The organism is Streptomyces sp. NPDC087215 (assembly GCF_044744885.1).
In the GTDB taxonomy this organism is placed as follows: Bacteria; Actinomycetota; Actinomycetes; order Streptomycetales; family Streptomycetaceae; genus Streptomyces.
The window spans coordinates 976,895-1,003,020 of sequence record NZ_JBIUZD010000002.1 but is presented as its reverse complement, the minus strand read 5'-3'; the positions used below and the strand labels follow the sequence as shown (position 1 = coordinate 1,003,020).

General features: G+C 75.1%; 22 protein-coding genes and 1 riboswitch. Of the genes, 13 read left to right on the top strand and 9 right to left on the bottom strand.

Annotation, left to right across the window (positions count from 1 at the left end; genetic code table 11):
* Window positions 1-273 precede the first annotated feature (273 nt).
* The 7 genes from ACIO92_RS09060 (at window position 274) to ACIO92_RS09030 (ending at window position 8,850) form a co-directional block, all read left to right on the top strand.
* Window positions 274-1,548, top strand: coding sequence for an inorganic phosphate transporter (locus tag ACIO92_RS09060; protein ID WP_366443084.1), 1,275 nt, complete (start codon window positions 274-276; stop codon window positions 1,546-1,548).
* Window positions 1,549-1,560: 12 nt separating this feature from the next.
* On the top strand, window positions 1,561-1,782 hold the full coding sequence (locus ACIO92_RS09055; RefSeq protein ID WP_366443083.1) for a hypothetical protein: 222 nt from the start codon (window positions 1,561-1,563) through the stop codon (window positions 1,780-1,782).
* A 125-nt stretch (window positions 1,783-1,907) separates the two neighbouring features.
* Window positions 1,908-2,050, top strand: a riboswitch (cobalamin riboswitch).
* Window positions 2,051-2,081: 31 nt separating this feature from the next.
* A complete protein-coding gene (locus ACIO92_RS09050) occupies window positions 2,082-3,044 on the top strand; it encodes a cobalamin biosynthesis protein (protein WP_402058356.1) in 963 nt (320 codons plus the stop codon).
* Entirely contained in the window at window positions 3,041-4,549 is a 1,509-nt protein-coding gene (locus ACIO92_RS09045) for a cobyric acid synthase (RefSeq protein ID WP_366443081.1), read from the top strand. Before ACIO92_RS09050 ends, ACIO92_RS09045 begins: the two co-directional genes overlap by 4 nt.
* Before the next feature lie 112 nt (window positions 4,550-4,661).
* Complete coding sequence (locus ACIO92_RS09040) at window positions 4,662-6,830, top strand: putative cobaltochelatase (protein ID WP_402058354.1); 2,169 nt, start codon at window positions 4,662-4,664, stop codon at window positions 6,828-6,830.
* A complete protein-coding gene (cobO, locus tag ACIO92_RS09035; RefSeq protein WP_366443079.1) occupies window positions 6,830-7,438 on the top strand; it encodes a cob(I)yrinic acid a,c-diamide adenosyltransferase in 609 nt (202 codons plus the stop codon). The genes ACIO92_RS09040 and cobO overlap by 1 nt, the downstream gene beginning before the upstream one ends.
* Window positions 7,432-8,850: a cobyrinate a,c-diamide synthase gene (locus tag ACIO92_RS09030; RefSeq protein ID WP_366443078.1), complete on the top strand. Its 1,419-nt coding sequence runs from the start codon at window positions 7,432-7,434 to the stop codon at window positions 8,848-8,850. Before cobO ends, ACIO92_RS09030 begins: the two co-directional genes overlap by 7 nt.
* Window positions 8,851-8,852: 2 nt before the next feature.
* Here ACIO92_RS09030 and ACIO92_RS09025 read toward each other — a convergent pair whose 3' ends face one another.
* Window positions 8,853-9,611, bottom strand: a complete 759-nt coding sequence (locus tag ACIO92_RS09025) for a ZIP family metal transporter (RefSeq protein WP_402279175.1) — start codon at window positions 9,609-9,611, stop codon at window positions 8,853-8,855.
* Here ACIO92_RS09025 and ACIO92_RS09020 point away from each other — a divergent pair.
* Together ACIO92_RS09020 and cobC are read left to right on the top strand one after the other, a co-directional pair.
* Entirely contained in the window at window positions 9,528-10,451 is a 924-nt protein-coding gene (locus ACIO92_RS09020; RefSeq protein ID WP_402596706.1) for a cobalamin biosynthesis protein, read from the top strand. The genes ACIO92_RS09025 and ACIO92_RS09020 overlap by 84 nt on opposite strands.
* Window positions 10,402-11,460 carry an Rv2231c family pyridoxal phosphate-dependent protein CobC gene (gene cobC, locus ACIO92_RS09015; protein WP_366443076.1) on the top strand — a complete coding sequence of 353 codons (1,059 nt, stop codon included), beginning with the start codon at window positions 10,402-10,404 and terminating at the stop codon, window positions 11,458-11,460. Before ACIO92_RS09020 ends, cobC begins: the two co-directional genes overlap by 50 nt.
* Window positions 11,461-11,533: 73 nt before the next feature.
* On the opposite strand, the gene ACIO92_RS09010 is transcribed toward cobC, so the two are convergent.
* Complete coding sequence (locus ACIO92_RS09010) at window positions 11,534-12,607, bottom strand: SCO1860 family LAETG-anchored protein (RefSeq protein ID WP_402279182.1); 1,074 nt, start codon at window positions 12,605-12,607, stop codon at window positions 11,534-11,536.
* Window positions 12,608-12,935: 328 nt separating this feature from the next.
* A complete protein-coding gene (locus tag ACIO92_RS09005; protein ID WP_402279185.1) occupies window positions 12,936-13,655 on the bottom strand; it encodes a siderophore-interacting protein in 720 nt (239 codons plus the stop codon).
* Window positions 13,656-13,768: 113 nt separating this feature from the next.
* On the opposite strand from ACIO92_RS09005, the gene ACIO92_RS09000 reads away from it, so the two are divergent.
* Entirely contained in the window at window positions 13,769-15,907 is a 2,139-nt protein-coding gene (locus tag ACIO92_RS09000; protein ID WP_402279188.1) for a penicillin acylase family protein, read from the top strand.
* On the top strand, window positions 15,904-16,467 hold the full coding sequence (locus ACIO92_RS08995; RefSeq protein WP_366443072.1) for a GNAT family N-acetyltransferase: 564 nt from the start codon (window positions 15,904-15,906) through the stop codon (window positions 16,465-16,467). Before ACIO92_RS09000 ends, ACIO92_RS08995 begins: the two co-directional genes overlap by 4 nt.
* 536 nt (window positions 16,468-17,003) lie before the next feature.
* Here the strand turns inward: ACIO92_RS08995 and ACIO92_RS08990 are convergent.
* Window positions 17,004-18,089: an amidohydrolase family protein gene (locus ACIO92_RS08990; RefSeq protein ID WP_366443071.1), complete on the bottom strand. Its 1,086-nt coding sequence runs from the start codon at window positions 18,087-18,089 to the stop codon at window positions 17,004-17,006.
* A 222-nt stretch (window positions 18,090-18,311) separates the two neighbouring features.
* On the opposite strand from ACIO92_RS08990, the gene ACIO92_RS08985 reads away from it, so the two are divergent.
* Window positions 18,312-19,409 (top strand): aminotransferase class V-fold PLP-dependent enzyme, encoded by a 1,098-nt coding sequence (locus tag ACIO92_RS08985; RefSeq protein WP_366443124.1) that lies wholly within the window; start codon window positions 18,312-18,314, stop codon window positions 19,407-19,409.
* Between the two features lie 93 nt (window positions 19,410-19,502).
* Here the strand turns inward: ACIO92_RS08985 and ACIO92_RS08980 are convergent, their stop codons facing one another.
* Window positions 19,503-20,570, bottom strand: coding sequence for an alkene reductase (locus ACIO92_RS08980; RefSeq protein WP_402279192.1), 1,068 nt, complete (start codon window positions 20,568-20,570; stop codon window positions 19,503-19,505).
* A gap of 116 nt (window positions 20,571-20,686) precedes the next feature.
* Here ACIO92_RS08980 and ACIO92_RS08975 point away from each other — a divergent pair, with 116 nt between their 5' ends.
* On the top strand, window positions 20,687-21,196 hold the full coding sequence (locus ACIO92_RS08975; RefSeq protein WP_366443069.1) for a MarR family winged helix-turn-helix transcriptional regulator: 510 nt from the start codon (window positions 20,687-20,689) through the stop codon (window positions 21,194-21,196).
* Between the two features lie 87 nt (window positions 21,197-21,283).
* Here ACIO92_RS08975 and ACIO92_RS08970 read toward each other — a convergent pair whose 3' ends face one another.
* The 4 genes from ACIO92_RS08970 to ACIO92_RS08955 form a co-directional block, all read right to left on the bottom strand.
* Window positions 21,284-22,342, bottom strand: coding sequence for an aminotransferase class V-fold PLP-dependent enzyme (locus ACIO92_RS08970; RefSeq protein WP_402279195.1), 1,059 nt, complete (start codon window positions 22,340-22,342; stop codon window positions 21,284-21,286).
* A gap of 626 nt (window positions 22,343-22,968) precedes the next feature.
* Window positions 22,969-23,676 (bottom strand): DsbA family oxidoreductase, encoded by a 708-nt coding sequence (locus tag ACIO92_RS08965; protein ID WP_366443067.1) that lies wholly within the window; start codon window positions 23,674-23,676, stop codon window positions 22,969-22,971.
* A gap of 69 nt (window positions 23,677-23,745) precedes the next feature.
* Window positions 23,746-24,222 carry a GNAT family N-acetyltransferase gene (locus tag ACIO92_RS08960; protein ID WP_366443066.1) on the bottom strand — a complete coding sequence of 159 codons (477 nt, stop codon included), beginning with the start codon at window positions 24,220-24,222 and terminating at the stop codon, window positions 23,746-23,748.
* A gap of 328 nt (window positions 24,223-24,550) precedes the next feature.
* On the bottom strand, window positions 24,551-26,044 hold the full coding sequence (locus tag ACIO92_RS08955) for an aldehyde dehydrogenase (NADP(+)) (RefSeq protein ID WP_402279199.1): 1,494 nt from the start codon (window positions 26,042-26,044) through the stop codon (window positions 24,551-24,553).
* Between the last annotated feature and the right edge of the window lie 82 nt (window positions 26,045-26,126).

Sequence of the window (26,126 nt, the reverse complement as noted above, 5' to 3'; positions counted from 1 at the left end):
TCCTCAGGGGGGTCCCCCGGTCGGATGGTCCGGTCCGGGGAGCGGAACCGGGTGGCGGGGGTGGAACCGGGACAGGTCGTACGTGCCCGGTGTCGTCCGGGATTACCCGGGGTTGCGGGGTGACCGCATCGTGGACAGCGGGTGCTCCGGAGCCGTAAACGGAATCTGTTGACACCGGATAGAGACACCGTCGCGCCCTACCCAGTTCACCTTCCGTTCACCCAGGTTGCTTACGTTCGGCTGGCCACTGACGTCAAACGATTGCCTGGGTAAATGGAACACATCACGCTGCTGCTCGCCATTGTGGTCGTGACAGCTCTCGTGTTCGATTTCACGAACGGTTTCCACGACACCGCGAACGCGATGGCCACGACCATCTCGACCGGTGCGCTCAAGCCCAAGACGGCGGTGGCCATGTCCGCCGTGCTCAACCTCGTCGGCGCGTTCCTGTCCGTGGAGGTCGCCAAGACGATCTCCGGCGGGATCATCAACGAAGAGGGCATCAGAACAGAGGTGATCTTCGCCGCGCTGGTCGGCGCGATCCTGTGGAACCTGCTGACCTGGCTCCTGGGCCTGCCGTCCAGCTCCTCCCACGCCCTCTTCGGCGGCCTCATCGGCGCCGCGGTCATGTCGGCCGGCTGGTCGGCCGTGAACGGCTCCACGATCATCACCAAGGTGCTGATCCCGGCCATCGCCGCCCCGCTCGTCGCCGGTCTCGCCGCGATGCTGGCGACCCGTCTGACGTACAAGATCGGCGCGAAGACCGAGCAGAAGCACACCGCCAAGGGCTACCGGGTCGGCCAGATCGCCTCCGCCGGTCTCGTCTCCCTGGCCCACGGCACCAACGACGCGCAGAAGACGATGGGCATCATCACCCTCGCGCTGGTCACCCAGGGCGTCGTCGCCCCCGGTGCCAACCCGCCCTTCTGGGTCATCGTCTCCGCCGGTGTCGCCATCGCCCTCGGCACCTACCTCGGCGGCTGGCGCATCATCCGCACCATGGGCAAGGGCCTCACCGACCTCCAGCCGCAGCAGGGCTTCACCGCCCAGACCAGCGCCGCGACGGTCATCCTGGCCTCCTCGCACCTCGGCTTCTCCCTCTCCACCACCCAGTCCTGCTCGGGTGCCGTGATGGGTGCCGGTCTCGGCCGCAAGGGCGGTGTCGTCCGCTGGTCGACCGCGACCCGGATGTTCGTCGCCTGGGGCCTGACCCTGCCCGCCGCGGGTCTGGTCGGCGCCGGTGCCGAGTTCCTCACCAAGCAGGGCCCCTGGGGCATCGCCGCCACCGCGGCCGTCCTGATCGGCGGCTCGGCCTACATCTGGGTGCTGTCCCGCCGCAAGCCGGTCGACCACCACAACGTCAACGAGGTCGAGTCCGACGCCCCGGCGGAGCCCGCGGGCGTGGTGACCACCGCGATGGCCGCCGTCACCCCGCCGCCCCCGGCCGGCTCCTTCGCCGCCGTCACGGACGCGGACCTGAAGGCGACCATCCCGGCCCCGGCCCCCATCGACCCGTCCGCTCCCCCGGCCTCCGCCGCAGCGGTGTAAGGAACGAACGACATGAAGATCGACTGGGCGGCCCTCGGCTCCGTGTTCGGAGTCAGCCTCGTGGCCACTCTCGCCCTCGTGGGCCTCTTCACCCTCGGCATCGTCGGCCTCTCCAAGCAGGAGCAGGCCGCCGCGCGGGGCGGCTCCGCCGTCCTGGCCCGCACCGGCGCCTACGCCTGCTTCGCCCTGTGCGTCGCGGCCGTGTCGTACGGCATCTACCTGATCGTCGCCTGACGGTCCACCCCCCGGAGGCCGGGTGGCCGCACCTCGTGTGCGGTCACCCGGCCTCCGTGCGCGTCCGGGCCCTGTCTGTGGTGCTCCGCACAGTGCCCCGCCGCAGGTCAACGGTGAGTTGACGGCTGTTCTCGGGGCGTGGTGGACTGCCGGGGCCAAGACGGCGGCAGAAGAGGAAGTCCGGTGCGAATCCGGCGCGGTCCCGCCACTGTGACCGGATCCGAGGGTCCGGGAGCCAGGAACTCTCGCCGCCGGTGACGTCGATCCAGGGCGCGGACCCTGAGTGAGGACGGAGCGCCATGCCCGGCCGCCCCAGTACCACCGGTGTGTTCGCGTGCGGCACCGCCGCCGGTCTCGCCGTGGACCTGCTCGTCGGCGACCCCCGGAGGGGCCATCCCGTCGCCGCGTTCGGCCGGGCCGCCGCCGCCGTCGAGGACCGCCTCCACCACGACCACCGGGGCTGGGGCACGCTGCACACCGCCGTCTGCGCCGGAACCGCCGCGGCCCTGGGCGCCCTCGCCGCGCGGACCGTGCGCGACCGGCCGTCCGCCGCCGTCGCCCTCACCGCCGTCTCCGTCTGGGCCGTCGTCGGCGGGACGACCCTGGGCCGGGAGGCCCGCGCGATCGGCGGGGCGCTGGCCGCCGGGGACCTGGAGGCGGCCCGGGAGCGGCTGCCGCACCTGTGCGGGCGCGACCCGCAGTCCCTGGACGGGCCCGCGATGGCCCGCGCGGTCGTCGAGTCCGTCGCCGAGAACACCTCCGACGCCGTGGTCGGCGCCCTGTTCTGGGGCGCGGTCGCGGGCGTGCCGGGGCTCCTCGGCTTCCGGGCCGTCAACACCCTGGACGCGATGGTCGGCCACAAGTCCGCGCGGCACCGGCGCTTCGGCTGGGCCTCGGCCCGGCTCGACGACCTCGCGGGCTGGCCCGGCGCCCGGCTGACGGCCGCCCTCGCGACCGTCGCGGGCGGGGACCCGCGCGGGTCCGTACGGGCCTGGCGGGCGGACGCGGCGCGCCACCCCAGCCCCAACGCGGGCCCCGTCGAGGCGTCCTTCGCGGGCGCGCTCGGCGTCCGGCTCGGCGGCACCCTCGCGTACGGCGGCCGGGTCGAGCACCGGCCGGTGCTCAACGCGACGGGCCGGGCCGTCGAGGTGCCCGACATCGAACGGGCGGTCCGGCTGTCCCGCCGGGTCACCGCGCTCACCCTGGCCGTCTGCGTGGGCGGCCGGATACTGACCGACACCGTGAAGCGGAGGACGAAGTGAGGGGTGGGGGGCTGCTGGTCGCCGGTACGACGTCCGACGCCGGGAAGAGCGTCGTGACGGCCGGGATCTGCCGCTGGCTGGTCCGCGCGGGCCTGAAGGTGGCGCCGTTCAAGGGGCAGAACATGTCCCTGAACTCCTTCGTGACCCGCGAGGGCGCCGAGATAGGCCGGGCCCAGGCCATGCAGGCGCAGGCCGCCCGGGTGGAGCCGACGGCGCTGATGAACCCGGTGCTCCTCAAGCCGGGCGGCGACCGCTCCAGCCAGGTCGTCCTGATGGGCCGGCCGGTGGGTGAGATGAGCGCCCGGGGCTACCACGGCGGACGGCAGAAGGAGCTGTTCGAACCGGTGATGGCCTGCCTGGAGGAGCTGCGGAGCAGCTACGACGCGGTGATCTGCGAGGGCGCGGGCAGCCCCGCCGAGATCAACCTGCGGCGCACCGACATCGTCAACATGGGGGTCGCGCGGGCCGCGCGGCTGCCCGTCGTGGTCGTCGGCGACATCGACAGGGGCGGGGTCTTCGCCCAGTTCTTCGGCACGACGGCGCTGCTGGCCCCCGAGGACCAGGAACTGGTCGCCGGATACCTGGTGAACAAGTTCCGGGGCGATGTGAGCCTCCTCGAACCGGGCCTCGACATGCTGCACGGGCTGACCGGCCGCCGCACCTTCGGCGTCCTGCCGTACGCGCACGGCCTCGGCATCGACGAGGAGGACGGGCTGCGCGTCTCGCTGCGCGGCACGGTCCGCGAGTCGGTCGTCGCCCCGCCGGTCGGCGCGGACGTGCTGCGGGTCGCCGTCTGCGCCGTACCGCTGATGTCCAACTTCACGGACGTGGACGCGCTGGCGGCCGAGCCGGGCGTCGTCGTCCGGTTCGTCGACCGGCCCGAGGAACTCGTCGACGCGGACCTCGTCGTCGTGCCCGGCACCCGGGGCACGGTCCGGGCGCTGGCCTGGCTGCGCGAGCGGGGACTCGCCGACGCCCTCGTCCGGCGCGCGGCCGAGGGCCGTCCGGTGCTGGGGATCTGCGGCGGCTTCCAGGTCCTCGGCGAGCACATCGACGACGAGGTCGAGTCGAGGGCGGGGGCCGTCGCCGGGCTCGGGCTGCTGCCCGTACGGGTCCGCTTCGCCCGCGAGAAGACCCTCGCCCGGCCGTCCGGCGAGGCCCTCGGGGAACGGGTCGAGGGGTACGAGATCCACCACGGCGTCGCCGAGGTGCTGGGCGGCGAGACGTTCCTCGACGGATGCCGGGCGGGGTCCGTGTGGGGCACCCACTGGCACGGCTCGCTGGAGAGCGACGGTTTCCGGCGCGCGTTCCTGCGGGAGGTCGCCGCGGCGGCCGGGCGCCGCTTCGTCCCGGCGCCGGACACCTCGTTCGCGGCGCTCCGCGAGGAGCAGCTCGACCGGCTCGGCGACCTGATCGAGGAACACGCGGACACCGACGCGCTGCTGCGGCTGATCGAGGACGGTCCGCCGCCCGGCCTGCCGTTCGTACCGCCGGGAGCGCCGTGAGCGCGGGAGGGCCGCCGGGCGCGGGCGCCCGTACGGCCGTCCCCGCCGGCACCGGAAGCGCGGGGTCCCGGACGGGACGCCCGTGGAGCGAACTCGACGAAAGGACCGGCCGATGAACGCCCGGTATCCGTTCACCGCCGTCGTCGGCATGGACGACCTGCGGCTCGCGCTGCTGCTCAACGCCGTCAGCCCGGCCGTGGGCGGGGTGCTGGTCCGGGGCGAGAAGGGGACCGCGAAGTCCACCGCCGTCCGGGCGCTCGCCGAACTGCTGCCGCCGGTGCCGGTCGTCGCGGGCTGCCGGTTCAGCTGCGACCCGGCCTCGCCCGACCCGGGCTGCCCCGACGGCCCGCACGACACCGCCCCGGCGGCGGAGCGGCCCGCGCGGATGGTCGAGCTGCCCGTCGGCGCCTCCGAGGACCGGCTCGTCGGCGCCCTCGACTTCGAGAAGGCGCTCGCCGAGGGCGTGAAGGCCTTCGAGCCGGGGCTGCTCGCCGCCGCGCACCGGGGCATCCTGTACGTCGACGAGGTCAACCTGCTGAGCGACCACCTCATCGACCACCTGCTCGACGCCGCCGCCATGGGCTCCTCGCACGTGGAGCGCGAGGGCGTCTCCGTGCGGCACGCCGCCCGCTTCCTGCTCGTCGGGACGATGAACCCCGAGGAGGGCGAGCTGCGGCCGCAGCTGCTCGACCGCTTCGGCCTCACCGTGGAGGTCGCGGCCTCCCGGGAGCCCGCGCAGCGGGTGGAGGTGGTGCGGCGGCGGCTCGCGTTCGAGGACGACCCGGCCGCGTTCGCCGCGCGCTGGGCCGACGAGGAGTCCGCGCTGCGGGCCCGGATCGTCGCCGCCCGCGAACGGCTGCCGCAGGTGGTCCTCGGGGACGCGGCACTGCTCCAGATCGCCGCGACCTGCGCCGCGTTCGAGGTGGACGGGATGCGCGCCGACATCGTGATGGCCCGGACCGCGACCGCGCTCGCCGCGTGGGCGGACCGGACCGAGGTGGACTCGCAGGACGTACGGCAGGCGGCGCTCCTCGCGCTGCCCCACCGTCGCCGCCGCAACCCCTTCGACGCGCCCGGTCTCGACGAGGACAAGCTCGACGAGACCCTGGAGCGCTTCAAGGGCGAGGAACCCCAGGGGGACCCGGACGACGAGCCCGAGCCGGACGGTCCGGGCGACGGCGGCCCGGACGGCGGCCCCGGCGGGGGCGTACCGCCGCAGGGCGAGGGGCCGGACACGGTGCCGGACGCCCCGGCGGACGGCGCGGGGCCGGAGGCCCCCGGCCCCGGCGCGCCCGGCGCGCCCGCTGCCGACTCCCCCGCGTCCGCTCCGGAGCCCGCCGCGCGGGACACCGGCGCGGGCTCGGATGCGGGCTCGGATGCGGGCTCGGGCTCGGGTGAGCGCGCCGCCGTCGCCGCCGCGGAGCCGTTCCGTACGAAGGTGCTCAGCGTGCCCGGTCTCGGCGAGGGCGCGGCCGGGCGCCGGTCCCGGGCACGGACCGAGCAGGGCCGCACCACCGGCTCCGTACGCCCCCGGGGGGCGCTGACCAAGCTGCATCTGACGGCGACCGTACGGGCCGCAGCGCCGCACCAGCGGGCGCGCGGCCGGAGCGGGCCCGGACTCGTGCTGCGCCGGGACGACCTGCGGCAGGCGACACGGGAGGGACGGGAGGGGAACCTGGTGCTGTTCGCCGTGGACGCCTCCGGTTCGATGGCGGCGCGGCGCCGGATGAGCGCGGTCAAGGGCGCCGTCCTCTCCCTGCTGCTCGACGCCTACCAGCGGCGCGACAAGGTCGGTCTGGTCACCTTCCGGGGCCGGGACGCCGCGCTCGCGCTGCCGCCGACCTCGTCCGTGGACGCCGCCGCCGCCCGGCTCGAACAGCTTCCGACGGGCGGCAGGACCCCGCTGTCTGCGGGGCTCCTCAAGGCCCACGACGTGCTGCGGATCGAACGGCTGCGGGACCCCTCGCGCCGCCCGCTGCTCGTCGTCGTGACCGACGGCCGGGCGACCGGCGGCGGCGCCGACCCGGTGGCGCTCGCGGCCCGCGCGGCCCGGCTGCACGCCGCCGAGGGCATCGCGTCGGTCGTCGTGGACTGCGAGACGGGACCAGTGCGGCTCGGGCTGGCCCGGGAACTCGCCCGCGAACTCGGCGGCACCGCCGTCACCCTGGAGGAGCTGCGCGCCGACGCTATCGCCGGGCTCGTCAGGGACGTACAGGCGGCGCGTCCGGCCCGCGCGGGGCACTCAGGACAGACCGCACACACCACCAGGAGGGCCGCTTAATGCCGCAGGGACAGCCGACCGTCGTTCCCGACGACGGTCTCACCACCCGTCAGCGCCGCAACCGGGCCCTGGTGATGGTGCACACCGGCGTCGGCAAGGGGAAGTCGACCGCCGCGTTCGGCATGGCGCTGCGCGCCTGGAACCAGGGCTGGCCGGTCGGGGTGTTCCAGTTCGTGAAGTCCGCCAAGTGGAAGGTCGGCGAGGAGAACGCCCTGAAGGCGCTCGGCGAGACCGGCAAGGGCGGCACCGTCACCTGGAACAAGATGGGCGAGGGCTGGTCCTGGATCCAGCGGGAGACCGCCGAGGGCGAGCAGACCCACGAGGAGAAGGCCCGCGAGGGCTGGGAGCAGGTCAAGAGGGACCTCGCCGAGGAGACGTACAAGTTCTACGTCCTCGACGAGTTCGCCTATCTGCTGCACTGGGGCTGGATCGACGTCCAGGAGGTCGTCGAGGTGCTGCGGGACCGTCCCGGGCAGCAGTACGTCGTCATCACCGGCCGCAACGCCCCGGCGGAGCTGGTGGACTTCGCGGACCTCGTCACCGACATGTCCAAGGTCAAGCACCCGATGGACGCCGGGCAGAAGGGCCAGCGGGGCATCGAGTGGTAGCACGTCTCGTCATCGCCGCGCCCTCCTCGGGCGCGGGCAAGACCACGGTCGCGACCGGTCTGATGGCCGCGTTCGCCGGCCGTGGCCTGGCCGTCTCCCCGCACAAGGTCGGCCCCGACTACATCGATCCCGGCTACCACGCCCTGGCGACCGGCCGCCCCGGACGCAACCTCGACTCCTACATGTGCGGTACGGGGCTGGTCGCGCCGCTCTTCGCGCACGGGGCGCGCGGCTGCGACCTGGCCGTGGTCGAAGGGGTCATGGGCCTCTACGACGGGGCCGCCGACCAGGGCGAACTGGCCTCCACCGCGCAGGTGTCGAAGCTTCTGAAGGCGCCCGTGGTGCTGGTCGTCGACGCCTCCTCGCAGTCGCGGTCGGTGGCGGCGCTGGTCCACGGGTTCGCGTCCTGGGACCCGGAGGTGCGGATCGGCGGTGTGATCCTCAACAAGGTGGCCACCGACCGGCACGAGCACCTGCTGCGGGAGGCGCTCGGGGAGTCCGGGGTGCCGGTGCTCGGTGTGCTGCGGCGGGCGCCCGCCGTGGCCACGCCGTCACGGCACCTGGGACTCGTACCGGTCGCCGAACGGCAGGCGGCGGCCGTGGCGGCGGTGGCCGCGCAGGCGGAGCAGGTACGGGCCGGGTGCGATCTGGAGGCCCTGCTCGCGCTGGCGCGCAGCGCGCCGGAACTGTCCGCCGAGCCGTGGTCGGCCGGGTCCGCCGAGGCCGGGACTCCTGGTGGAGCGGCCGGGTCGGGGGCCGGGATCGGGAGCGGGGGCGGGGCCGGGGGCGCCGGGGTGCGGCGGCCGGTCGTCGCCGTCGCCGGAGGGGCCGCGTTCACCTTCTCGTACGCCGAGCACACCGAGCTGCTGACGGCCGCCGGGGCGGAGGTCGTGACCTTCGACCCGCTGCGGGACGAGGAGCTGCCGGAGGGCACCTCGGGGCTGGTGATCGGCGGCGGGTTCCCCGAGATGTACGGGGAGGCGCTGTCCGCCAACGAGCCCTTGCGGAAGGCCGTCTCCGTGCTGGCCGCGTCGGGGGCGCCGGTCGCCGCCGAGTGCGCCGGACTGCTGTATCTGGCGCGGTCGCTCGACGGCAATCCGATGTGCGGGGTGCTCGACGCCGACGCCCGGATGTCGGAGCGGCTCACGCTCGGGTACCGGGACGCCGTCGCCGTCAGCGACAGCGTCCTCGCGCCCGCCGGGGCGCGGATGCGGGGCCACGAGTTCCACCGGACCGTGATCGAGCCGGGCGCCGGTGAGCTGCCCGCGTGGGGCCTGCGGCAGCCCGAGCGGCGGGTCGAGGGCTTCGTACGGCGGGGTGTGCACGCCAGTTATGTGCACACCCACTGGGCGGGCGCGCCGGGGGTGGCCTCGCGGTTCGTCGAGCACTGCGCGGGCGGCCCGGTCGCGTGAGGTCAGCCGCCGGAGATCCCCACCACGCACCAGATGAAGCCGACGCCCGCCACCGTGCACAGCAGGGTGGAGAGGGCGGGGTGGTCGTGGTGGGCCTCCGGCAGGATCTCGGCGGCGGCCAGGTAGAGCAGGACTCCGCCGAAGAAACCGAGATAGTCGCCGAGCAGTTCCTCCGGAAGGGTGAACAGCAGGGTGGAGGCCGCGCCGACCAGGGGCGCGAGGGCGTCCGCGACGAGCATCCCGAGGGCCTTGCGGCGGTCGTTCCCGTAGAGGCTCGTGATCGTGTACGTGTTGAAGCCGTCGGCGAAGTCATGGGTGATGACGGCGAGCGCGACGGTGGCGCCCATGCCGCCGCCGACCTGGAAGGCGGCGCCGAGGGCGATGCCGTCCATGAGGCTGTGGCCGACCATCGCGGCGGCGGCGGTGAGACCGACCTGCGGGACCCGCTCCTTCCCCTTCGACGGGACGCCGGGCTCCGCGCCCCAGTCGGCGCCGTGGGCGGCCCTGCGCACGGCGAGGAGCCGTTCCACCGCATGGGCGAAGAGGAAGCCGCCGACGAAGAGCAGCAGGGCCTCGGGGACGCCGAAGACCTCGCCGCCCGCCGCGGACAGGGCCTCCGGCAGCAGGTCGAGTCCGACCACGCCGAGCATGAGGCCCCCGGCGAGCCCGAGGACCAGGTGGCGGCGGTCGGTGACGCGCTGCGCGACCCAGCCGCCGAAGAGCGTCATGAGGAACGCGCCGAGCGCGACGACTACAGCCATGGGCCTTTGGTAACGGATGGGGTGCCGTACGCGCACCTCGGCGTCGGGGCGCGGTCCGGGGTCCCCGCCGAGGAGATCCTGGCCCTGATCGGGGTCGTGCTGCGGGAGGCGGGGCTGACGCGCGGGGACGTCCGCGCGCTGGCCACGCTGGACGCGCGGGCGGCGGAGCCGGGCGTCAGGGAGGCGGCGGAGGCGCTCGGCGTACCGGTGCGGGGGTATCCGGCCGAGGAGCTCGCGGCGGTACGCGTACCGCATCCCTCGGCGCTCCCGCTGGCCGTCACGGGCACCCCGTCGGTGGCGGAGGCGGCGGCCCTGCTGTCGGCCGCGCACGCCGTTCCGCGTGCGCGGGCCGAGGCGGAAGCGATGCCCGGGGCTGAAGGGATGGCAGGGACTGAAGGGATGGCAGGGGGCAGAGCGGGGCTCGGGGCCTGGGCGGAACCCGGGGTCGGAGAGCAGCCCAGGGGCGAAGGGGAACCCGGGGGCAGAGAGGAGCCCGGGGGCGGAGAGGAGCCCGGGGCCGGAGCGGGGCCCGGGGGCGAAGGGGAACCCGGGGTGGACGCGGGGGGCGGGGACGGAGGGCGGCCCGGGGCCGGAGGGATCGCGGGCCGGGGCTTACTTCTCGTACCGAAACGGAAATCACGGCGCACAACGTGCGCTCTCGCCGCTTTCATACCGATTCGTCCGAACGAAGTTGCCTCAGGCGTACGGTTGTTGCCCGTGACTCACGGGTACATCGCTGGCGAGCCCGGCTCACCCCCCACCCTCCCCACCCCCCCACACGACGGCGGTCATGGATCTGTACCCCGATACCGACGCCCACGACCTGCGCCACCACGGTGACGCCGAGGTCCGGGACGAGAAGCTCACCGACCTGGCGGTCAACGTCCGGACGAACACCCCGCCGGACTGGCTGCGCGAGCGCATCGCCGCCTCCCTGACCTCGCTGGCCTCCTATCCCGACGGCCGGGCCGCGCGGGCGGCCGTCGCCGAACGGCACGACCTGCCCCCGAACCGGGTGCTGCTCACGGCGGGCGCGGCGGAGGCGTTCGTGCTGCTGGCGCGGGCGCTGCCGGTGCGGCGGCCCGTGGTGGTGCATCCGCAGTTCACCGAGCCGGAGGCGGCGCTGCGCGACGCGGGCCACACGGTGGGCCGGGTGGTGCTGCGCGCGGCGGACGGATTCCGGCTGGACCCGGCGGCGGTCCCGGAGGAGGCGGACCTGGTGGTGGTCGGGAACCCCACGAACCCGACCTCCGTCCTGCACCCCGCCGAGCGGATCGCCGAGCTGGCCCGCCCCGGGCGGATCCTGGTGGTCGACGAGGCCTTCATGGACGCGGTGCCGGGCGAGCGCGAGTCGCTGGCCGGGCGCACCGACGTGCCGGGGCTCGTGGTGCTGCGCAGCCTCACCAAGACGTGGGGGCTCGCCGGGCTGCGGATCGGGTACGCGCTGGCCGCGCCGGAGACGCTCGCTCTCCTGGAGCGGGCGCAGCCGCTGTGGCCGGTGTCGACGCCCGCGCTCGTGGCGGCGGAGGCCTGTGTGTCGCGCGGGGCGCTGGCGGAGGCGGAGCACGCGGCGCACCGGATCGAGGTGGAGCGGGCCCATCTGCTGGCCGGGCTCGCGGAGTTCGAGGAGGTGCGGACGGTGTCGGCGGCGGCGGGTCCGTTCGTGCTGGTCCGGATCGAGGGGGCGGACGCGGTGCGGGAGCGGCTGCGGGCCCTGGGGTTCGCGGCCCGCCGGGGCGACACGTTCCCGGGGCTCGACCGGAACTGGCTGCGGCTCGCGGTCCGGGACCGGGTGACGACGAACCGGTTCCTCCAGGCCCTCGACCAGGCCCTGCTGATGGGCGGGTGAGCGGGGGCCGGGGAGGGCGGTGACGACACCGCCCTCCCCGGCCCCGGTCGCTCCCCGGCGCCCCCTCGGGCGGTCAGCCCCGCGAGCGGGCGCGCGAGCGGGTCAGCGCGAGGGCGCCGCCGCCCGCCACGAGGAGGGCGAGCGCCCCGCCCGCGATGTACGGGGTGGTGGAGCTGCCGCCGGTCTCGGCGAGGTTCCCGGTGGGCGTGGTGCCGCCGGTGTGCGGCTCGGTGCCACCGGTGCCGCCCGTGCTACCCGTGCCGCCGGAACCGCCCGTACCGCCGGATCCGCCGGTGCCCCCGGTGCCGCCCGGCTGGCCGGTGGGCTGGGTCGTCGGCTTCTCGGTCGGCTTCTGGGTCGGCTTCTCCGTGGGCTTCTGCGTCGGCTTCTCGGTGGGCTTCTCCGTCGGCTTCTCCGTCGGAGCCGTGCCCTTGGGCGTCTCGCAGGTGGCCTCGACGAGCGTCACGGTGCCGTCGACCTCGGCCACGCCGAGGTTCAGCGGGTTGACCTTCACCTTCAGTTCGAGGGCGGTCGCCGCCGCCGTACGGGAGGTGGTGGAGGTACGGGAGAGGTCGAGGGTGACCTCACCGACACCGGGGACGGAGACGTGCGTCCGGCCGCCGGTGGACAGGGTGGTCTTCTTGCCGAGCACGGTGACGTGCCCGAGCAGGTTGGATTCGGCGACCGGCTTCCTGCCGACCTCGCACAGCGCCCTGGAGGTGACCTGCTCGACCTCGATCAGGGAGAGCAGCGGGAGACCGGGCACGTGGACGCGGGCCTTGACGAGGTTCACGTACCCCTCGGACTTCCGCTTGTCGACGGTGGCCTTCGAGGTGGCGACGTCGGCGGCGAGGACGTCGACCGGCTTTCCGTTCTCGGCGCCCTGGACCCTCACGGAGAGGGCGGTCCGGCTCTCGGTCTCCGGCGCCCTGACCTCGTTGAGGGAGGCCCGCAGCGGCACGTTCACCGCCTTGCCGAGGAGGGAGACATCGAGACCGGCCCGCAGGACGACGGCGGTGGCGCTCCCTTCGCCGCCCGCGGCCTGGGCCGCCGGTGCCCCGAGGAGGACGGGACCGACGGCCAGGGCGGCGACGGTCGCGGCGGCGGCGGAACGGCGCACGGACATGCCGAAGGTGTTGCTGTTCAAGATGGTGGAACCCCCACAAGAGACATGGCGTCGCCTGCCGCTCACCACGGGGACAGTGGGTCGGTGCGGCCTCGGCGACTTGAGACACCGGAATCTTTACGCACGGAGAGTGAACCGGCAGTCGCCTGCGGTGAGTTCACTCCAAAGGGGGGTTTCCGTGTTCATTTTCGATTTTTTTCGACACAACCGTTGCCCGTTGTCACGCGTCTTTCGCACGCGGGAGCGGACCGGCGGGCGGGCGGGAAGAGTGAGAACGACCGGCCCCGTGCGGGGGTAACGGATCGTCAACCCGACGCGTCCCGCCTCCGGCGGCCCGGGGCCCGGCCGCTCAGCCCGCGCGCCAGTACCCGAGCGCGTGGACGCGCTCCTTCGGCAGGGCCAGTTCCTTGCGCGCGTACGTGGCGAGGGTGCGGGTGGTGGCGGTGTCGCAGGCGATCCAGACGTACGGGTCGGCGTCGGCCAGCTCCGGGAGTTCGGCCTTCACCCGGGCGACCAGGTCCGCGCCGCCGTTCTTGCGGGGCACCCGGCGCAGCTCGTGGTGGTCGGGGTCGAGCCGGACCGGCAGCTCCTCGTCGGAGGCGTGCTGGGTCTCGAACCAGACGGTGGCCGGGATTCCGGGGAGCGCGTCCAGCAGGGAGTTGACGGCGGGCAGGGAGGCCGGGTCACCGATCACCAGAAGTCGCCCGGGGCGCGGCTCCGGGGCCTCGAAGCCGGCCCCCTGGAGGGTCGCCTCCAGCGTGTCGCCGGGGGCGCAGGCGCGGGCCCAGCGGCTGGCGGGACCGTCGTGGAGGGCGAACTCCAGGCTGAAGGTGCCCGCGTCGACGTCCGGGTCGACCAGGGTGTAGCCGCGCTGGTGCGGTTTGCCCGCGCTCTCGAACCAGGCGCGCACCCACATCGTCGGGTGGGTCCCGGCCGCCGCGAGGAGCCCGCCGTCCGTGAAGCGCACCCGGCGGTAGTCCTCGGTGACCTGCTCGGCTCCCGTCACGGTGAACGTGAAGTCCTTGCCGCGCATCAGCTTGAGAACGGCACCCTGCCAGCCGTGACCCACCGTGATCCCCTGTCCTGGAGTCCTGTAGATTAATTTAGGCCAGCCTAACCTAAGAAGTATGGGAAGAACATGGCGCCGACCATGGCGGAATCAGGTACGGGAACGGGGTCCGCGTGAGCATCGAGGTCTACCGGGACGCCTGGGGCGTCCCTCATCTGCGCGCCGCCGACCCGGACGAACTCGCCTTCGCCCAGGGCCGGACCACCGCCCACGACCGGGCGTGGCAGCTGGAGGTCGAACGGCACCGGGCCCAGGGCACCACCGCCGCGTTCCTCGGCGCCGCCGAACTCGACTGGGACGTCTTCGCCCGGCGCACCCGGCTCGCGGACACCGCCCGGCGCTGCTACGAGCGGCTCGCCCGCGAGGACGCCCCGACGGCCGCCTGGGTCCGCGCCTACGCGGCCGGGGTCAACGACGGTCTCGCCGAAGGGGCCCGGCGCGCGCCGGAGTTCGCCACGACCGGACTCGCGCCCGGCCGCTGGGAGCCGTGGACACCGCTCGCGGTCTGGCTCTCCACCCACATCCTCTTCGCCGGTCTCCCCACCAAGCTGTGGCGCGAGGAGGTCGCCCGGCGGCTCGGCGAGGAGTGGACCGAGCTCTTCGCCACGGACGGCCCCGGCACCTCGGGCTCCAACGGCTGGCTGGTCACGGGCGCCCGTACGGAGAGCGGGGCCGCCCTGGTGGCCGGGGACCCGCACCGGTTCATCGAGGCGCCCGGCGTCTACCAGCAGATCCGGCTCGCCTGCCCCTCGTACGACGTGGTGGGACTCGCCGTGCCCGGTGTCCCCGGGCTCGCCCACTTCGGCCACACCGGCCCGGTGGCCTGGGCGATCACCAACGCGATGGCCGACTACCAGGACGTCTACCGGGAGCGGCTGCGGCGGCTCCCGGACGGCGGCCTTGAGGCGTACGGCCCCGACGGCTGGAGCCCGGCGACGGTCCACACCGAGACCGTCGGGGTCGCGGGCGCGGAACCGGTCGTCATCGAGGTGATCGAGACGGACCGGGGCCCGGTGATCTTCGACGCGGTGGCCGGTCCGGAGGCCTCCGGACCGGGGGCCCCGCCGGAGACCTCCGGCGGGGCCGGGGACGGGCCGGTGGGCGACGGCGTCCTCCACGCCCTCAGCCTGCGGCACCCGCCCCGCGTCACCGGCGACCTCGGCTTCGGGACGCTGCCCGCGCTGCTGCGCGCCCGTACCGTCGCCGACGTGGACACCGCCCTCGACGGCTGGGTCGAGCCCGTCAACGTGGTCCTGGCCGCCGACACCGGGGGCGGCACCCTGCACCGGACCGCCGGCCACGTACCCGTACGGCACCGGGCCAACTCCCTTCGGACCGTGCCCGCCTGGGACCCGGCGCACGCCTGGGAGCCCGCGCCCGCGCCGCTGCCGCGCGCCGAGGTGGCCGGGCACGCCGTGATGGCGAACGCCCGGGGCCTGGCCGCGCCCCTCGGCATCGAGTTCGCGCCGCCGCACCGGGCCGACCGGATCGACGCGCTCCTCGGCGCCGGCGACCGGTGGACCCCGGAGAACACCACGACCGTCCACACCGACACCGACAACCCCTCGGCGGCGCGGCTGCTCGCGGCCGTGGACCGTGCCGCGAGCGGCCTCTCCCCCGCCGCGTCCGCCGTCCGCGACCGGCTCCTCGCCTGGGACCGGCGGATGGACGCGGAGAGCACCGGAGCCGGGCTCTACGCGGCCGTGCGCGGAGCCGTGGTGCGCCGCCTCGCCGCCCACGAGGCCTTCGCCGCGCTGCGCGACGCCCACACCCCGTACCCCGCGCTCCTGCGGCCCTGGCTGGTCCTCGGCCCCCGCGTGGCCTTCGCCCTGGAGACGCTGCTCGTGGCCGGTCCCGTGCCCTCGGAGGACGTCGACAGGATCGTGCGCGAGGCGCTCGACGAGACCGGGTCCGGCGAACCGCCAGCCGCCTGGGGCGTGACCCACCGGCTCGCGCCCTGGCAGGCGCTGCCCGACCCGGACGACGAGCACTGGCCGGGCCTCGGCGGGGACCACGACTGCGTGCTCTCCACGTCCAGCGTGCCCGGCTGGACCGACCTCAGCGGCCGGGCCTCCGCCGCCCGCTACGTCTGGGACCTCGCCGACCGGGAACGGAGCCGCTGGATCGTGCCCCTCGGCGCGTCCGGCGTGCCCGGCGACCCGCACCACCGGGACCAGCTCCCGCTGTGGCTGCGGGGCGACCTCGCCCCCGTCACCACCGACTGGCACCACCTCACCAAGGAGCAGGGATGACCACCGCCGTTCACGTCCAGCACGTCGAGGGCTTCGGCACCGTCACGGTCCGGCCCGTGGACCCCGACCGGGACGCTCCCCTCCTGCACGGCTGGGTCAACGAGGAGCGGTCCCGCTTCTGGGGCATGGTCGGCACCACCGTCGAGCAGGTCCGCGAGACCTACGCCCACCTCGACTCGCTCAGCACCCACCACGGCTTCCTCGTCAGCAGGGACGACGAGCCGGTCGCGCTCTTCCAGACGTACGACCCGGCTGCCGACCGCGTCGGCGAGTGCTACGAGGTGCTGCCCGGGGACGTCGGCGTGCACCTGCTGATCGCCCCCGGCACGGCCCCCCGGCCGGGCTGGACGGGGCAGCTGCTCACCGCGCTGATCGCGTTCTCGCTGCGGGACCACGACCGGGTGGTGGTCGACCCGGACGCCTCCAACGAGAAGGCCGTCGCCCGTATGGTCCGGGCGGGCTTCGCCCTCGGCCCGCTGGTCGTGCTCCCCGAGGTGGACCTGCCGGAGGTCTTCATCCCGGAGAAGAAGGCCCAGCTCGCCTTCCTGACGAAGCGCTGAGGCCGGGGCCTGGGGGGCTGTCCTGGGGCCGGGGCCCCGGCGTGCGCGTCCCCGAGTCGGGTGTGCCCGGGGCCGGACGTCTCCGGGGCGGACCGCCCGGGGTACGGGCCCGGCGGGGCCCCCGGCGGGGCCCGCGACCCGAGGCCGGGACCCCTTGGGCAGGGACCCGGGACGATTCACCGGGGGCCTGCCACGGGAAGGCCCCCGGGACCGGGTCCAGGCCCGGCGCCCCGGGGCCGGGGCCTCGGGCGGGAGTCCGGCTCCTGGGCCGTACCGGGCAGGCTCCGGGGCCGAGGCCCTCTGGCGGGCCCCAGGACGGATACCGGACGGTCCTGCCAGGACCCCGGGGAACCGGGTCCAGGGACCGGGGCCCAGGGCAGGGCCTGGGCAGGGGGCAGGGCCGGGCCCGGGGCCCGGAGCCGAGACCGCCACCGACCGGGCCCGTCCGGAGCTCTGACGGAGGGCCACCGGGAGCATCCGGCCGCCCCGGCGCCCGCCGCACCCGGCCTCCGTGAGGCCGTCAGGCCGTCAGGCCGTCAGGCCACCGCACGGCCGTTGACGATGATCCGGCGCGGGGCCGCGAGGGCGCGGACGTCCTCGCGCGGGTCCTGGCCGTAGACGACGAGGTCGGCGGGGGCGCCCTCCTCCAGGGACGGGCGGCCCAGCCAGGCCCTGGCCCCCCAGGTGGTGGCCGACAGCGCGTCGAGCGGCGGAATGCCCGCCCGGGTCAGCTCCTCGACCTCCTCGGCGACGAGACCGTGCGCCAGGGAGCCGCCCGCGTCGGTGCCGACGAAGACCGGGACGCCCGCGTCGAAGGCGGCGCGGACGGTGTCGTACCGGCGCTCGTGCAGCCGTCGCATATGGGCCGACCAGCGGGGGAACTTCGCCTCCCCGCCGTCGGCGAGGTGCGGGAAGGTCGCGATGTTGACCAGCGTCGGGACGATCGCGACGCCCCGCTCCGCGAAGAGCGGGATGGTGTCCTCGGTGAGCCCGGTCGCGTGCTCGACACAGTCGATGCCCGCCTCGACGAGGTCCCTGAGCGAGTCCTCGGCGAAGCAGTGCGCGGTGACGCGGGCACCGAGCCGGTGGGCCTCGGCGATGGCCGCCCCGACCTCCGCGCGCGGCCAGCAGGCGGTGAGGTCCCCGGCCTCCCGGTCGATCCAGTCGCCGACGAGCTTGACCCAGCCGTCACCGCGCCGGGCTTCCCCGCCCACGTACGCGACGAGGTCGGCGGGCTCGATCTCATGGGCGTAGTTGCGGATGTAGCGGCGGGGCCTGGCGATGTGCCGACCGGCCCGGATGATCTTCGGGAGGTCCTCGCGCGCGTCGATCCAGCGCGTGTCGGCGGCCGAACCGGCGTCCCGGATGAGCAGCGTCCCCGCGTCCCGGTCGGTGAGGGCCTGCTTCTCGCTGGTGGCCTCGTCGACGGGACCGTGCCGGTCGAGACCGACGTGGCAGTGGGCGTCGACGAGTCCGGGCAGCGCCCAGCCCTCGACGGTGACCGCCTCGGCGGCCGGACGGTCGAAGGTGATCCGCCCGCCGACGCACCACAGTTCGTCCCGTACGTCCTCGGGTCCGACGAGCACCCGCCCCTTCACGTGCAGCACCGTGTGATCGCTCATGCCCGCACTGTACGAGGGCGGGCCCCCGCGCCGCCGCCCCGCGCCCTCCCCCTCCCTTCCCTCCCTTCCCTCCCTGTCCGGGCGCCCCGCGCGGGACCCACCGGAAGCACCGGAACGAATCCCCTTTTGTACAGGTGGGCCAAGGGGCGCGGGACCGCGCCTCGGTACCCTGATGCCCAGTTCCGCCCATCGAACCGAGTCGAAGAAGGCACCGCCGTGACCGTGACACATCCGCTCCTGGACCTGGCCCCGCTGACCGCCGCGCACTTCGCGTCGATCGAGCGCCGGGTGGCCGCGCTGCTCTCCACGGAGCAGGACGTGGTGATCACCCAGGGCGAGGCGCTGCTCCCCCTGGAGGGCTGCATCCGCAGCGGGGCACGGGCGGGTTCGACCGCGCTGAACGTGGTCACGGGCCCGTACGGGCAGACCTTCGGCAACTGGCTGCGGGACTGCGGCGCGACCGTGGTGGACCTGGTGGTGCCCTTCCACACGGCGGTCACCGCCGAGCAGGTGGAGCGGGCCCTCGCCGAGCACCCGGAGATCGACTTCGTGTCGCTCGTGCACGCGGAGGCGGCGACCGGCAACACCAACCCGGTGGCCGAGATCGGTGAGGTCGTCCGGGCGCACGGCGCGCTGTTCTACCTGGACGCGGTGGCCTCGATCGGCGCCGAGCCGGTGCTGCCGGACGCCTGGGGCGTGGACATGTGCATCATCGGCGCGCAGAAGGCGATGGGCGGCCCCGCCGGTGTGTCGGCGGTGTCGGTGAGCGCGCGGGCCTGGGAGCGCTTCGCGGCGAACCCGGCGGCGCCGCGCCGCTCGTACCTCTCCCTCCTGGACTGGAAGGAGCGCTGGATCGACGGCGGGCGGAAGACGCTGCTGCACGCGCCCGCGCAGCTGGAGATGCTGGCCCTTGAGGCGTGTGTGGAGCGGATCGAGGCCGAGGGTCTGGACGCCCTGATGGCGCGGCACGCCTCGGCGGCGGCAGCGACCCGGGCGGGCGCGCTGGCGCTGGGCGGCGGTCTGGAGCCGTACGTGTACGAGGCGGCGGACGCGGCCCCGGTGGCGACGACGCTGCGCGTCCCGGCCGGTACGGACGCCTCGGAGCTGGTGGCGAAGGCGCTGGCCGCCGATCCGTCGCTGCCGCTGATCGCGGGTGGCGGGGCGCTGGCCCAGGAGATGATCCGGGTCAACCACTACGGGGTGGACGCGACTCCGGGCGCGGTGCAGTCCTCGCTGGCCGCGCTGGGCGCGGCGCTCGGCGAGACGGGCCGCGCGGTGGACCTGGAGGGCGCGCGCCGGGCGGTCACCGAGGCCTGGTGAGACACGCCCCCTGGGATCTGCCGGGGGCGGTACGTCGTCGTACGGCGGGAGGGCGGGGTCCGGTCGCGGGTCCCGCCCTCCGGCGTGTCCGGGTTACAGGGCCGGGTAGTCGACGTATCCGCGCGCGTCGCCGCTGTACATGGTGGTGGGGTCCAGCGGGTTGTAGGGGCCGTCGGTGCGCAGCCGGGCGGGCAGGTCGGGGTTGGCGACGAAGAGCCTGCCGAAGGCGACGAGGTCGGCGGTGCCGTCCTCGACCAGGGCGAGGGACTCGGCGCCGGTCGGGCCCTCGGTGGCCGGGTTGAGGATGAAGGTGCCGCTGAACCGCTTGCGCAGGTCGAGGACGAGGGGGCGGCGCTCGGGGGCGGTCTCCAGGACGTGGAGGTAGGCGATGCCGACCGGTTCGACGGCGTCGAGCAGGGCCGCGTACAGCTCCTCGGTCTCCGTCTCGGAGATGTCGTTGAGGGTGTTGGCCGGGGAGATGCGCAGGCCGGTGCGCTCGGGGCCGATCTCGGCGGCGACGGCCCGGACGACCTCGGCGGCGAAGCGGATGCGGTGGGCGACCGGGCCGCCCCACTCGTCGGTGCGGTGGTTGGAGCCGGTGGCCAGGAACTGGTGGATGAGGTAGCCGTTGGCGCCGTGGATCTCGACTCCGTCGAAGCCCGCCTCCACGGCGTTGCGGGCGGCGGTGGCGAAGCCCTCGACGGCCTCGCGGATCTGGTCGCCGGTGAGTTCGCGCGGGACGGGGTAGCCCTTGGGTCCCTCGGGGGTGAAGACCTGTCCGGCGGCGGCGACCGGGGAGGGGGCGACGGGGTGCAGGCCGCCGTCGAGGAGGTCCGGGTGGCCGATCCGTCCGGCGTGCATCAGCTGGGCGAAGATCCGGCCGCCGCGCGCGTGGACGGCGTCGGTGACCTCGCGCCAGGCGGCGATCTGCGCGCGGCTGTGCAGTCCGGGGGTGAAGGGGTAGCCCTGGCCTCCGGGGACCGGCTGGACGCCTTCGGTGATGATCAGTCCGGCAGTGGCGCGCTGGGCGTAGTACTCGGCGACGAGCGCGGTGGGGGTGCGGCTCGTGGCGTCGGCGCGGCTGCGGGTCATGGGCGCCATGGCGATGCGGTTGGCGAGCCGGGTGCCGGCGAGGTCGACGGGGTCGAAGGCGGTGGTCATGGCTGTCCCCTTCACAATTTTATGTGGTCGGCCAACTATCTGGCCCGGATGTCACTGTAGCCCATTGGTTGGCCGACCAAGGTAATCTGGGGGAAGAGCCGTCCCGAGGAGTCCGCATGTCTGGAAACGACCCCGTCTGTACCGAACCGGCGCCGTCCGCCGCCCGTGGCGGGCCCGTCGGCGTCGCCCTGGCCCGCGTCGCCCGGATGCACCGGATCGCCGCCGGACGCGGACTGCGGGAGCTCGGCCTCTACCCCGGCCAGGAGATGATGATGATGCGGCTCTGGGACTGCGGGCCCGTCCGCCAGTCCGAGCTGATCCAGTCCCTCGGCCTCGACGCCTCCACGGTCACCAAGATGCTCCAGCGCCTGGAGCAGTGCGGCCATGTCCGGCGCGGCCCGGACCCGGCCGACCGGCGCGCGGTCCTGGTCGAGGCGACGGAGGAGGGCCGGGCGCTGCGGGCCGGGGTCGAGGGCGTCTGGACGGAACTGGAGGCGCTCTCCCTGCGCGGTCTGCCCCCGGAGGAGCGCGCGGAACTGGCCCGGCTCCTCGGCCTCGTGGCCGAGAACCTGCGTGAGGAGGCGGGCGAGGCGGGGGAGTGCCCTACGGGGCCGGGGAACTGCTGAGGACGTCCGGGGAGGGGCGGTACGGGTGACCCGTACCGCCCCTCCCCAGGACACCGGGCCGGGTCGGGTCGGGTCGGGGGAATCCGGTCAGCCCGCCAGGACGTCCAGGGCGCGGTCGACCTCGGCCGCCGTGTTGTACAGGTGGAACGAGGCCCGCAGGTTCCCCGCGCGGTCCGAGAGCAGGATGTCCGCCGCGCGCAGCGCGTCCGCGCGGTGGCCGAGGCCGGGGACCGCGACGACCGTGGAGTCGTCCGCGACCGGCTCGTGCCCCAGGGTGCGCAGACCGGCGCGGAACCGGGCCGCGAGCCCCTTGTCGTGGGCCTCGATCCGCTCGATGCCGACCTCTTCGAGGAGCGCGAGCGAACTGGCGGCGCCGTGGTAGGCGTGGAAGACCGGCGGCTCGTCGAAGCGGCGTGCGGAGCGGGCGAGTTCACGGACCGGGCCGTAGTTGTTGGTCCACAGCTCCTCGCCGGTGACCCAGTTGGCGTGGATCGGGAGCAGCGAGTCCTGCGCCTCCTCCGTGACGGTGAGGAAGGACGCCCCGCGCGGACAGAGCAGGTACTTGTAACCGCCCGCCACCGTGTAGTCCCACTCCCCCGCCCGCAGCGGCAGCCACCCGGCCGACTGGGTGGCGTCGAGGAGCGTACGGGTGCCGTGGGCCGCCGCGGCGGCCCATATCGCCGCGAGGTCGGCCGTGCGCCCGTCCGCCGACTGCACGGCGGAGAAGGCGACCAGCGCGGTCCCGGACCCGATGGACTCGGCGAGGCGGTCCAGCGGGACGAACCGGGTCTTGAGGTCGCCCCGGATCGTGAAGGGGGTGAGGACGGAGGAGAAGTCCCCTTCGGGGAAGAGGATCTCGGCCCCGGCGGGCATCGACTGGGCGATCATCCCGCAGTGCACGCCGACGGAGGTGCCGAGGGCGACCCGGTCGGTTCCGACGCCGACAAGACGGGCGTACGCGGCGCGGGCCTCGGCCACGACGGAGAAGCTGCCCGCGCCGTCGGGGCGGCCCTCGGCGGTCTCCCGCGCGAGGAGCGTGACGGCCTCGACGGTACGGCGGGGCAGCAGCCCGCAGGCGGAGGTGTTGAGGTAGGTCTTCGTCGGCGCGAACTCGGCGCCGCCGAGCGGCTGGTCCAGGGATTCCATGGGCCCAGCCTGGGTTCCCGGCGATCACCCGTCAATCACCCGCCCCCGGACCGGCCCGCGCCACCGCGGGCCGAACGGCCGGAGAGCGGATACCGGACGGCCGCTGCGGGCCGGAGGGCGCGGGACTCGGGCCGGTCGGGGGCAGGGCCGCAGCCGGGGCGGGGGCCGCAGGAGCGGGGCCGGGAGGACCGGCGCGGGAGGCCCTGCCGGGGCCGTAGGACCGGGGCCGCCGGTGAGCCGGGGCCGGGGCGCGGGAGCGGGGCCGGAGTCTGCGGGACTCGGGCCGGTCGGGGCCGGGCCGGGCGCACCAGGGTCGGGAGGCGGGGGTCTGGGCCCCTGCCGGGGCCGTGGAGCCGGTGGCCGTAGAGCCAGGGCCCGTCCGTGGGAGCGGGAGGACCGGGGGCGGAGTCTGCGGCACTCGGGCCTGTGGGCGGCCGGGACCGTGGAACCGGGATCGGGGAACCCTGCCGGGGCCGTAGGGCCGGGGCCACCGGTGAGCCGGGGCCCGGGGGGCCTGGGCCTGCGGAGCTCCGGCCTGTGGGTGCCCGGGGGCCCGGGTCGGGGAGGTCCAGGGCCGGAGGCCGTAGGTTCCGCTCACGCCCCGGCCGCCCCGGACGCCCGGTCGTTCAGGCTCCCGGGACCTCGCAGGTGCCGTCCGGGCCGCAGGCCTCCGCGTCCCCGCCGACCGGCTGGAGGGCCCGGCCCTGCCAGGCCTGCTCCAGGGCCTGGGTGAAGACCTCGGCGGGCTGGCCGCCGGAGACGCCGTAGCGGCGGTCGAGGACGAAGAACGGGACGCCGTTGGCGCCGAGTTCGGCGGCCTCGCGCTCGTCCGCGCGCACGGCGTCCGCGTACGCGGTCGGATCGGCGAGGACGGAGCGGACCTCCGCCTCGTCGAGACCGGCCTCGACGCCGAGCGCCAGCAGGGTGGCGTCGTCGAAGACGGAGCGCTCCTCGGCGAAGTTGGCGCGGTAGGCCAGGTCCAGGAGTTCGCTCTGCCGGCCGCGCTCCTTCGCCAGGTGCAGCAGACGGTGGATGTCGAAGGTGTTGCCGTGGTCCCGGCCGTCGGTCAGGTAGCCGAGGCCCTCGGACCGCGCGTTCGACGCGACGTGCGCCTCCATGGCGCGTGCCTCGTCGAGGGTGCGGCCGTACTTCTCGGCGAGCATCTCCAGGACGGGGCCCGTGTCGCCCTTGGGACGGTTCGGGTCGAGCTCGAAGGAGCGGTGCACCACCTCGACGTCGTCGCGGTGGGCGAAGGCCGCGAGCCCCTGCTCGAACCGGGCCTTCCCGATGTAGCACCAGGGGCAGGCGATGTCGCTCCAGATCTCGACGCGCATAGGACTTCTCTCCGAGGGGTACCGGTGGTCGGACGGGTGTTCTCCGGGGAACGTCCTCGCCGGTCCGGATCATTCCGTTTCGGGCCCCGGTGTGAGCCGGAGCACGAGGTGGTCGCCGTCGCGGGGGCGCTCGGGGTCCGGGACCCAGCCGTGGGCCGCGTAGAACGCCAGGGCCCGTTCGTTCTTCTCGAAGACCTCCAGGCGTACGGAGGGGGTCCCGGCGGCACGCCAGACGCGGACGCAGGCGGCGTGGAGCGCGGTGCCGACGCCTGACCGCCAGCGGGCGGGCAGCACATGGAGCTGGGTGAGGTGGGTGAGTCCTTCGCGCTCCCCGTACGCGGCGACGCCCACGACCTCCGCGTCGCGCTCGGCGCAGAGCACCGTCCCGCGCCCCACGGCGGCGGCCCAGCCCGCCCGGGAACGGGCTGTCTCCTCGGGCCCGAGGAACTCGGCGTCCGGCAGGTGGCCCCGGTAGTAGGTGGCGCGGGCCTCGGTGTGGAGGGCGACGACGGCATCGAGATCTGCGGCGGTGGCGAGTCTGATCACAGCCCTACAGGACGCGGGAGCCGGTGACCCGGTTGCGGCGGACCCCGGCCTCCCGGACACGAGGTGGCATCCGGCAGACAGGGCCTGGGGCCGGGGCACGCGGGCCCCGCCGGTGTCGCCGGAGCTGGCTCCGGGGGCTCCGGGGCGGGCCCGCCGGCTCCGCAGGGCCCGGGGCAGGGGCGGAGCGCCCCCGTACGGATCTCCCCTGATCCGGCGCCGCCGGGAAGGCCCTGGTGCGACGGGGTACGACCCGCGCCCCGCGCCCCTCAGCCGGACGACGGGCGGCGCGCGGCTGTCGACGGACGGCGGACCCCGGCGCCTTCCCGTCTCAGTGTCTCCGTACTCCCCGTGGGTTCCCGTCGCGGAGTTCCGGCGGGAGCAGGTGGTCCGGGGTCGACTGGTAGGCGACCGGGCGGAGCCAGCGTTCGATCGCGGTCGCGCCGACCGAGGTCGAGGTGGAGGTGGTGGCCGGGTAGGGGCCACCGTGGTGCTGGGCGGCGGCGACGGCGACACCGGTGGGCCAGCCGTCGACGAGCACCCGGCCCGCGAGCGGGGTGAGTTCGGCGAGGAGTCCGGCCGCCTCCGGGTCGTCGCGGCCGATGTGCAGGGTGGCGGTGAGGTTGCCGGGCAGCCGGGAGAGGACCTCCGCCAGCTCCGTACGGGAGGCGTAGCGGGCGACGACGGTGACGGGACCGAAGCACTCCTCCAGGAGGAGGCGGTGGCCGTCCTCGGCGAGCCGGGCGGCGTCGACGGCGAGGACCCCCGCGGTGACCGTGTGCGCGTCCGCCGCCCCGGGGGCCACGGGCGTCTTCACCCCGGAGAGCGCGGCGCGCCCGGCGACTCCGGTGACGAACGCCTCCCGCATCCGGTGGTCGAGCAGGACGGCCGGGCCGGTCGCGGCGAGCGCGGCGGCGAGGGCGTCGAGGAAGCGGTCGCCCGCCTCGCCGGAGGGGGCGAGGACGAGGCCGGGCTTGGTGCAGAACTGGCCCGCGCCCAGGGTCATGGAGGCGGCCAGACCCGCGCCGAGCTCCTCGGCGCGCTCCCCCGTCGCGGCGGTGGTGAGCACCACCGGGTTGAGGGAGCCGAGTTCGCCGTGGAAGGGGATGGGGACGGGCCGGGCCGAGGCCGCGTCGAAGAGGGCGCGGCCGCCGCGCACCGAGCCGGTGAACCCGGCCGCCGCGACGAGCGGGTGCCGGACCAGTTCCACGCCCGCGTCGAAGCCGTGGAGGAGGACGACGACGTCCTCCGGGAGACCGCTGTCGGCGGCGGCGCGGCGGAGCAGCGCGGCGCACAGCTCGGAGGTGGCCGGGTGGTCGGGGTGGGCCTTGACGACCACGGGGCAGCCCGCCGCGAGGGCGCTGGCGGTGTCGCCGCCGGGGAGGGAGAAGGCGAGCGGGAAGTTGCTGGCCGCGTAGACGGCGACGACGCCCAGGGGGATCTTCCAGCGGCGCAGGTCGGGCCGGGGCGGGGTGGCCCCGGGGTCGGGCAGGTCGATGCGCACGTCGAGGTAGGAGCCGTCCTCGACGACCTCGGCGAAGGCCCTCAACTGGGCTGTGGTGCGGGCGAGTTCACCGGTGAGACGGACGGTCCCGAGGGCGGTCTCGGCGTCGGCGGCGGCCACGATCCGGTCGGCGGCCCCGTCGAGGACGTCGGCGGCGGTACGGAGGAAGGCGGCGCGCACGGTCCGGTCGGCGAGGCTCTCCCGGACCGCGTGCGCGGCCCGTACGGAGCGGTCGACGTCCTCGGCCGTGGCCTCCACCGTGACCCGCTCGCGCGGCTTCCCCGTCCGGGGGTCCACGCTCCACACTGGTTCTGCCGCCACCGCCACGCCCCTGTTCGCTATTCTGAACGCTGTTCCTGTGGATGAACGAGCATCCGTACGGGACTCTAGGGACGGCCCGGCC

Excerpts from the sequence above, each read along its gene's own strand:
- ACIO92_RS09060 (WP_366443084.1), top strand. The coding sequence starts at position 274 with ATGGAACACATCACGCTGCTGCTCGCCATTGTGGTCGTGACAGCTCTC.
- ACIO92_RS09055 (WP_366443083.1), top strand. The coding sequence starts at position 1,561 with ATGAAGATCGACTGGGCGGCCCTCGGCTCCGTGTTCGGAGTCAGCCTC.
- ACIO92_RS09050 (WP_402058356.1), top strand. The coding sequence starts at position 2,082 with ATGCCCGGCCGCCCCAGTACCACCGGTGTGTTCGCGTGCGGCACCGCC.
- ACIO92_RS09040 (WP_402058354.1), top strand. The coding sequence starts at position 4,662 with ATGAACGCCCGGTATCCGTTCACCGCCGTCGTCGGCATGGACGACCTG.
- cobO (WP_366443079.1), top strand. The coding sequence starts at position 6,830 with ATGCCGCAGGGACAGCCGACCGTCGTTCCCGACGACGGTCTCACCACC.
- ACIO92_RS09025 (WP_402279175.1), bottom strand. The coding sequence starts at position 9,611 with ATGGCTGTAGTCGTCGCGCTCGGCGCGTTCCTCATGACGCTCTTCGGC.
- cobC (WP_366443076.1), top strand. The coding sequence starts at position 10,402 with ATGGATCTGTACCCCGATACCGACGCCCACGACCTGCGCCACCACGGT.
- ACIO92_RS08995 (WP_366443072.1), top strand. The coding sequence starts at position 15,904 with ATGACCACCGCCGTTCACGTCCAGCACGTCGAGGGCTTCGGCACCGTC.
- ACIO92_RS08990 (WP_366443071.1), bottom strand. The coding sequence starts at position 18,089 with ATGAGCGATCACACGGTGCTGCACGTGAAGGGGCGGGTGCTCGTCGGA.
- ACIO92_RS08980 (WP_402279192.1), bottom strand. The coding sequence starts at position 20,570 with ATGACCACCGCCTTCGACCCCGTCGACCTCGCCGGCACCCGGCTCGCC.
- ACIO92_RS08975 (WP_366443069.1), top strand. The coding sequence starts at position 20,687 with ATGTCTGGAAACGACCCCGTCTGTACCGAACCGGCGCCGTCCGCCGCC.
- ACIO92_RS08970 (WP_402279195.1), bottom strand. The coding sequence starts at position 22,342 with ATGGAATCCCTGGACCAGCCGCTCGGCGGCGCCGAGTTCGCGCCGACG.
- ACIO92_RS08965 (WP_366443067.1), bottom strand. The coding sequence starts at position 23,676 with ATGCGCGTCGAGATCTGGAGCGACATCGCCTGCCCCTGGTGCTACATC.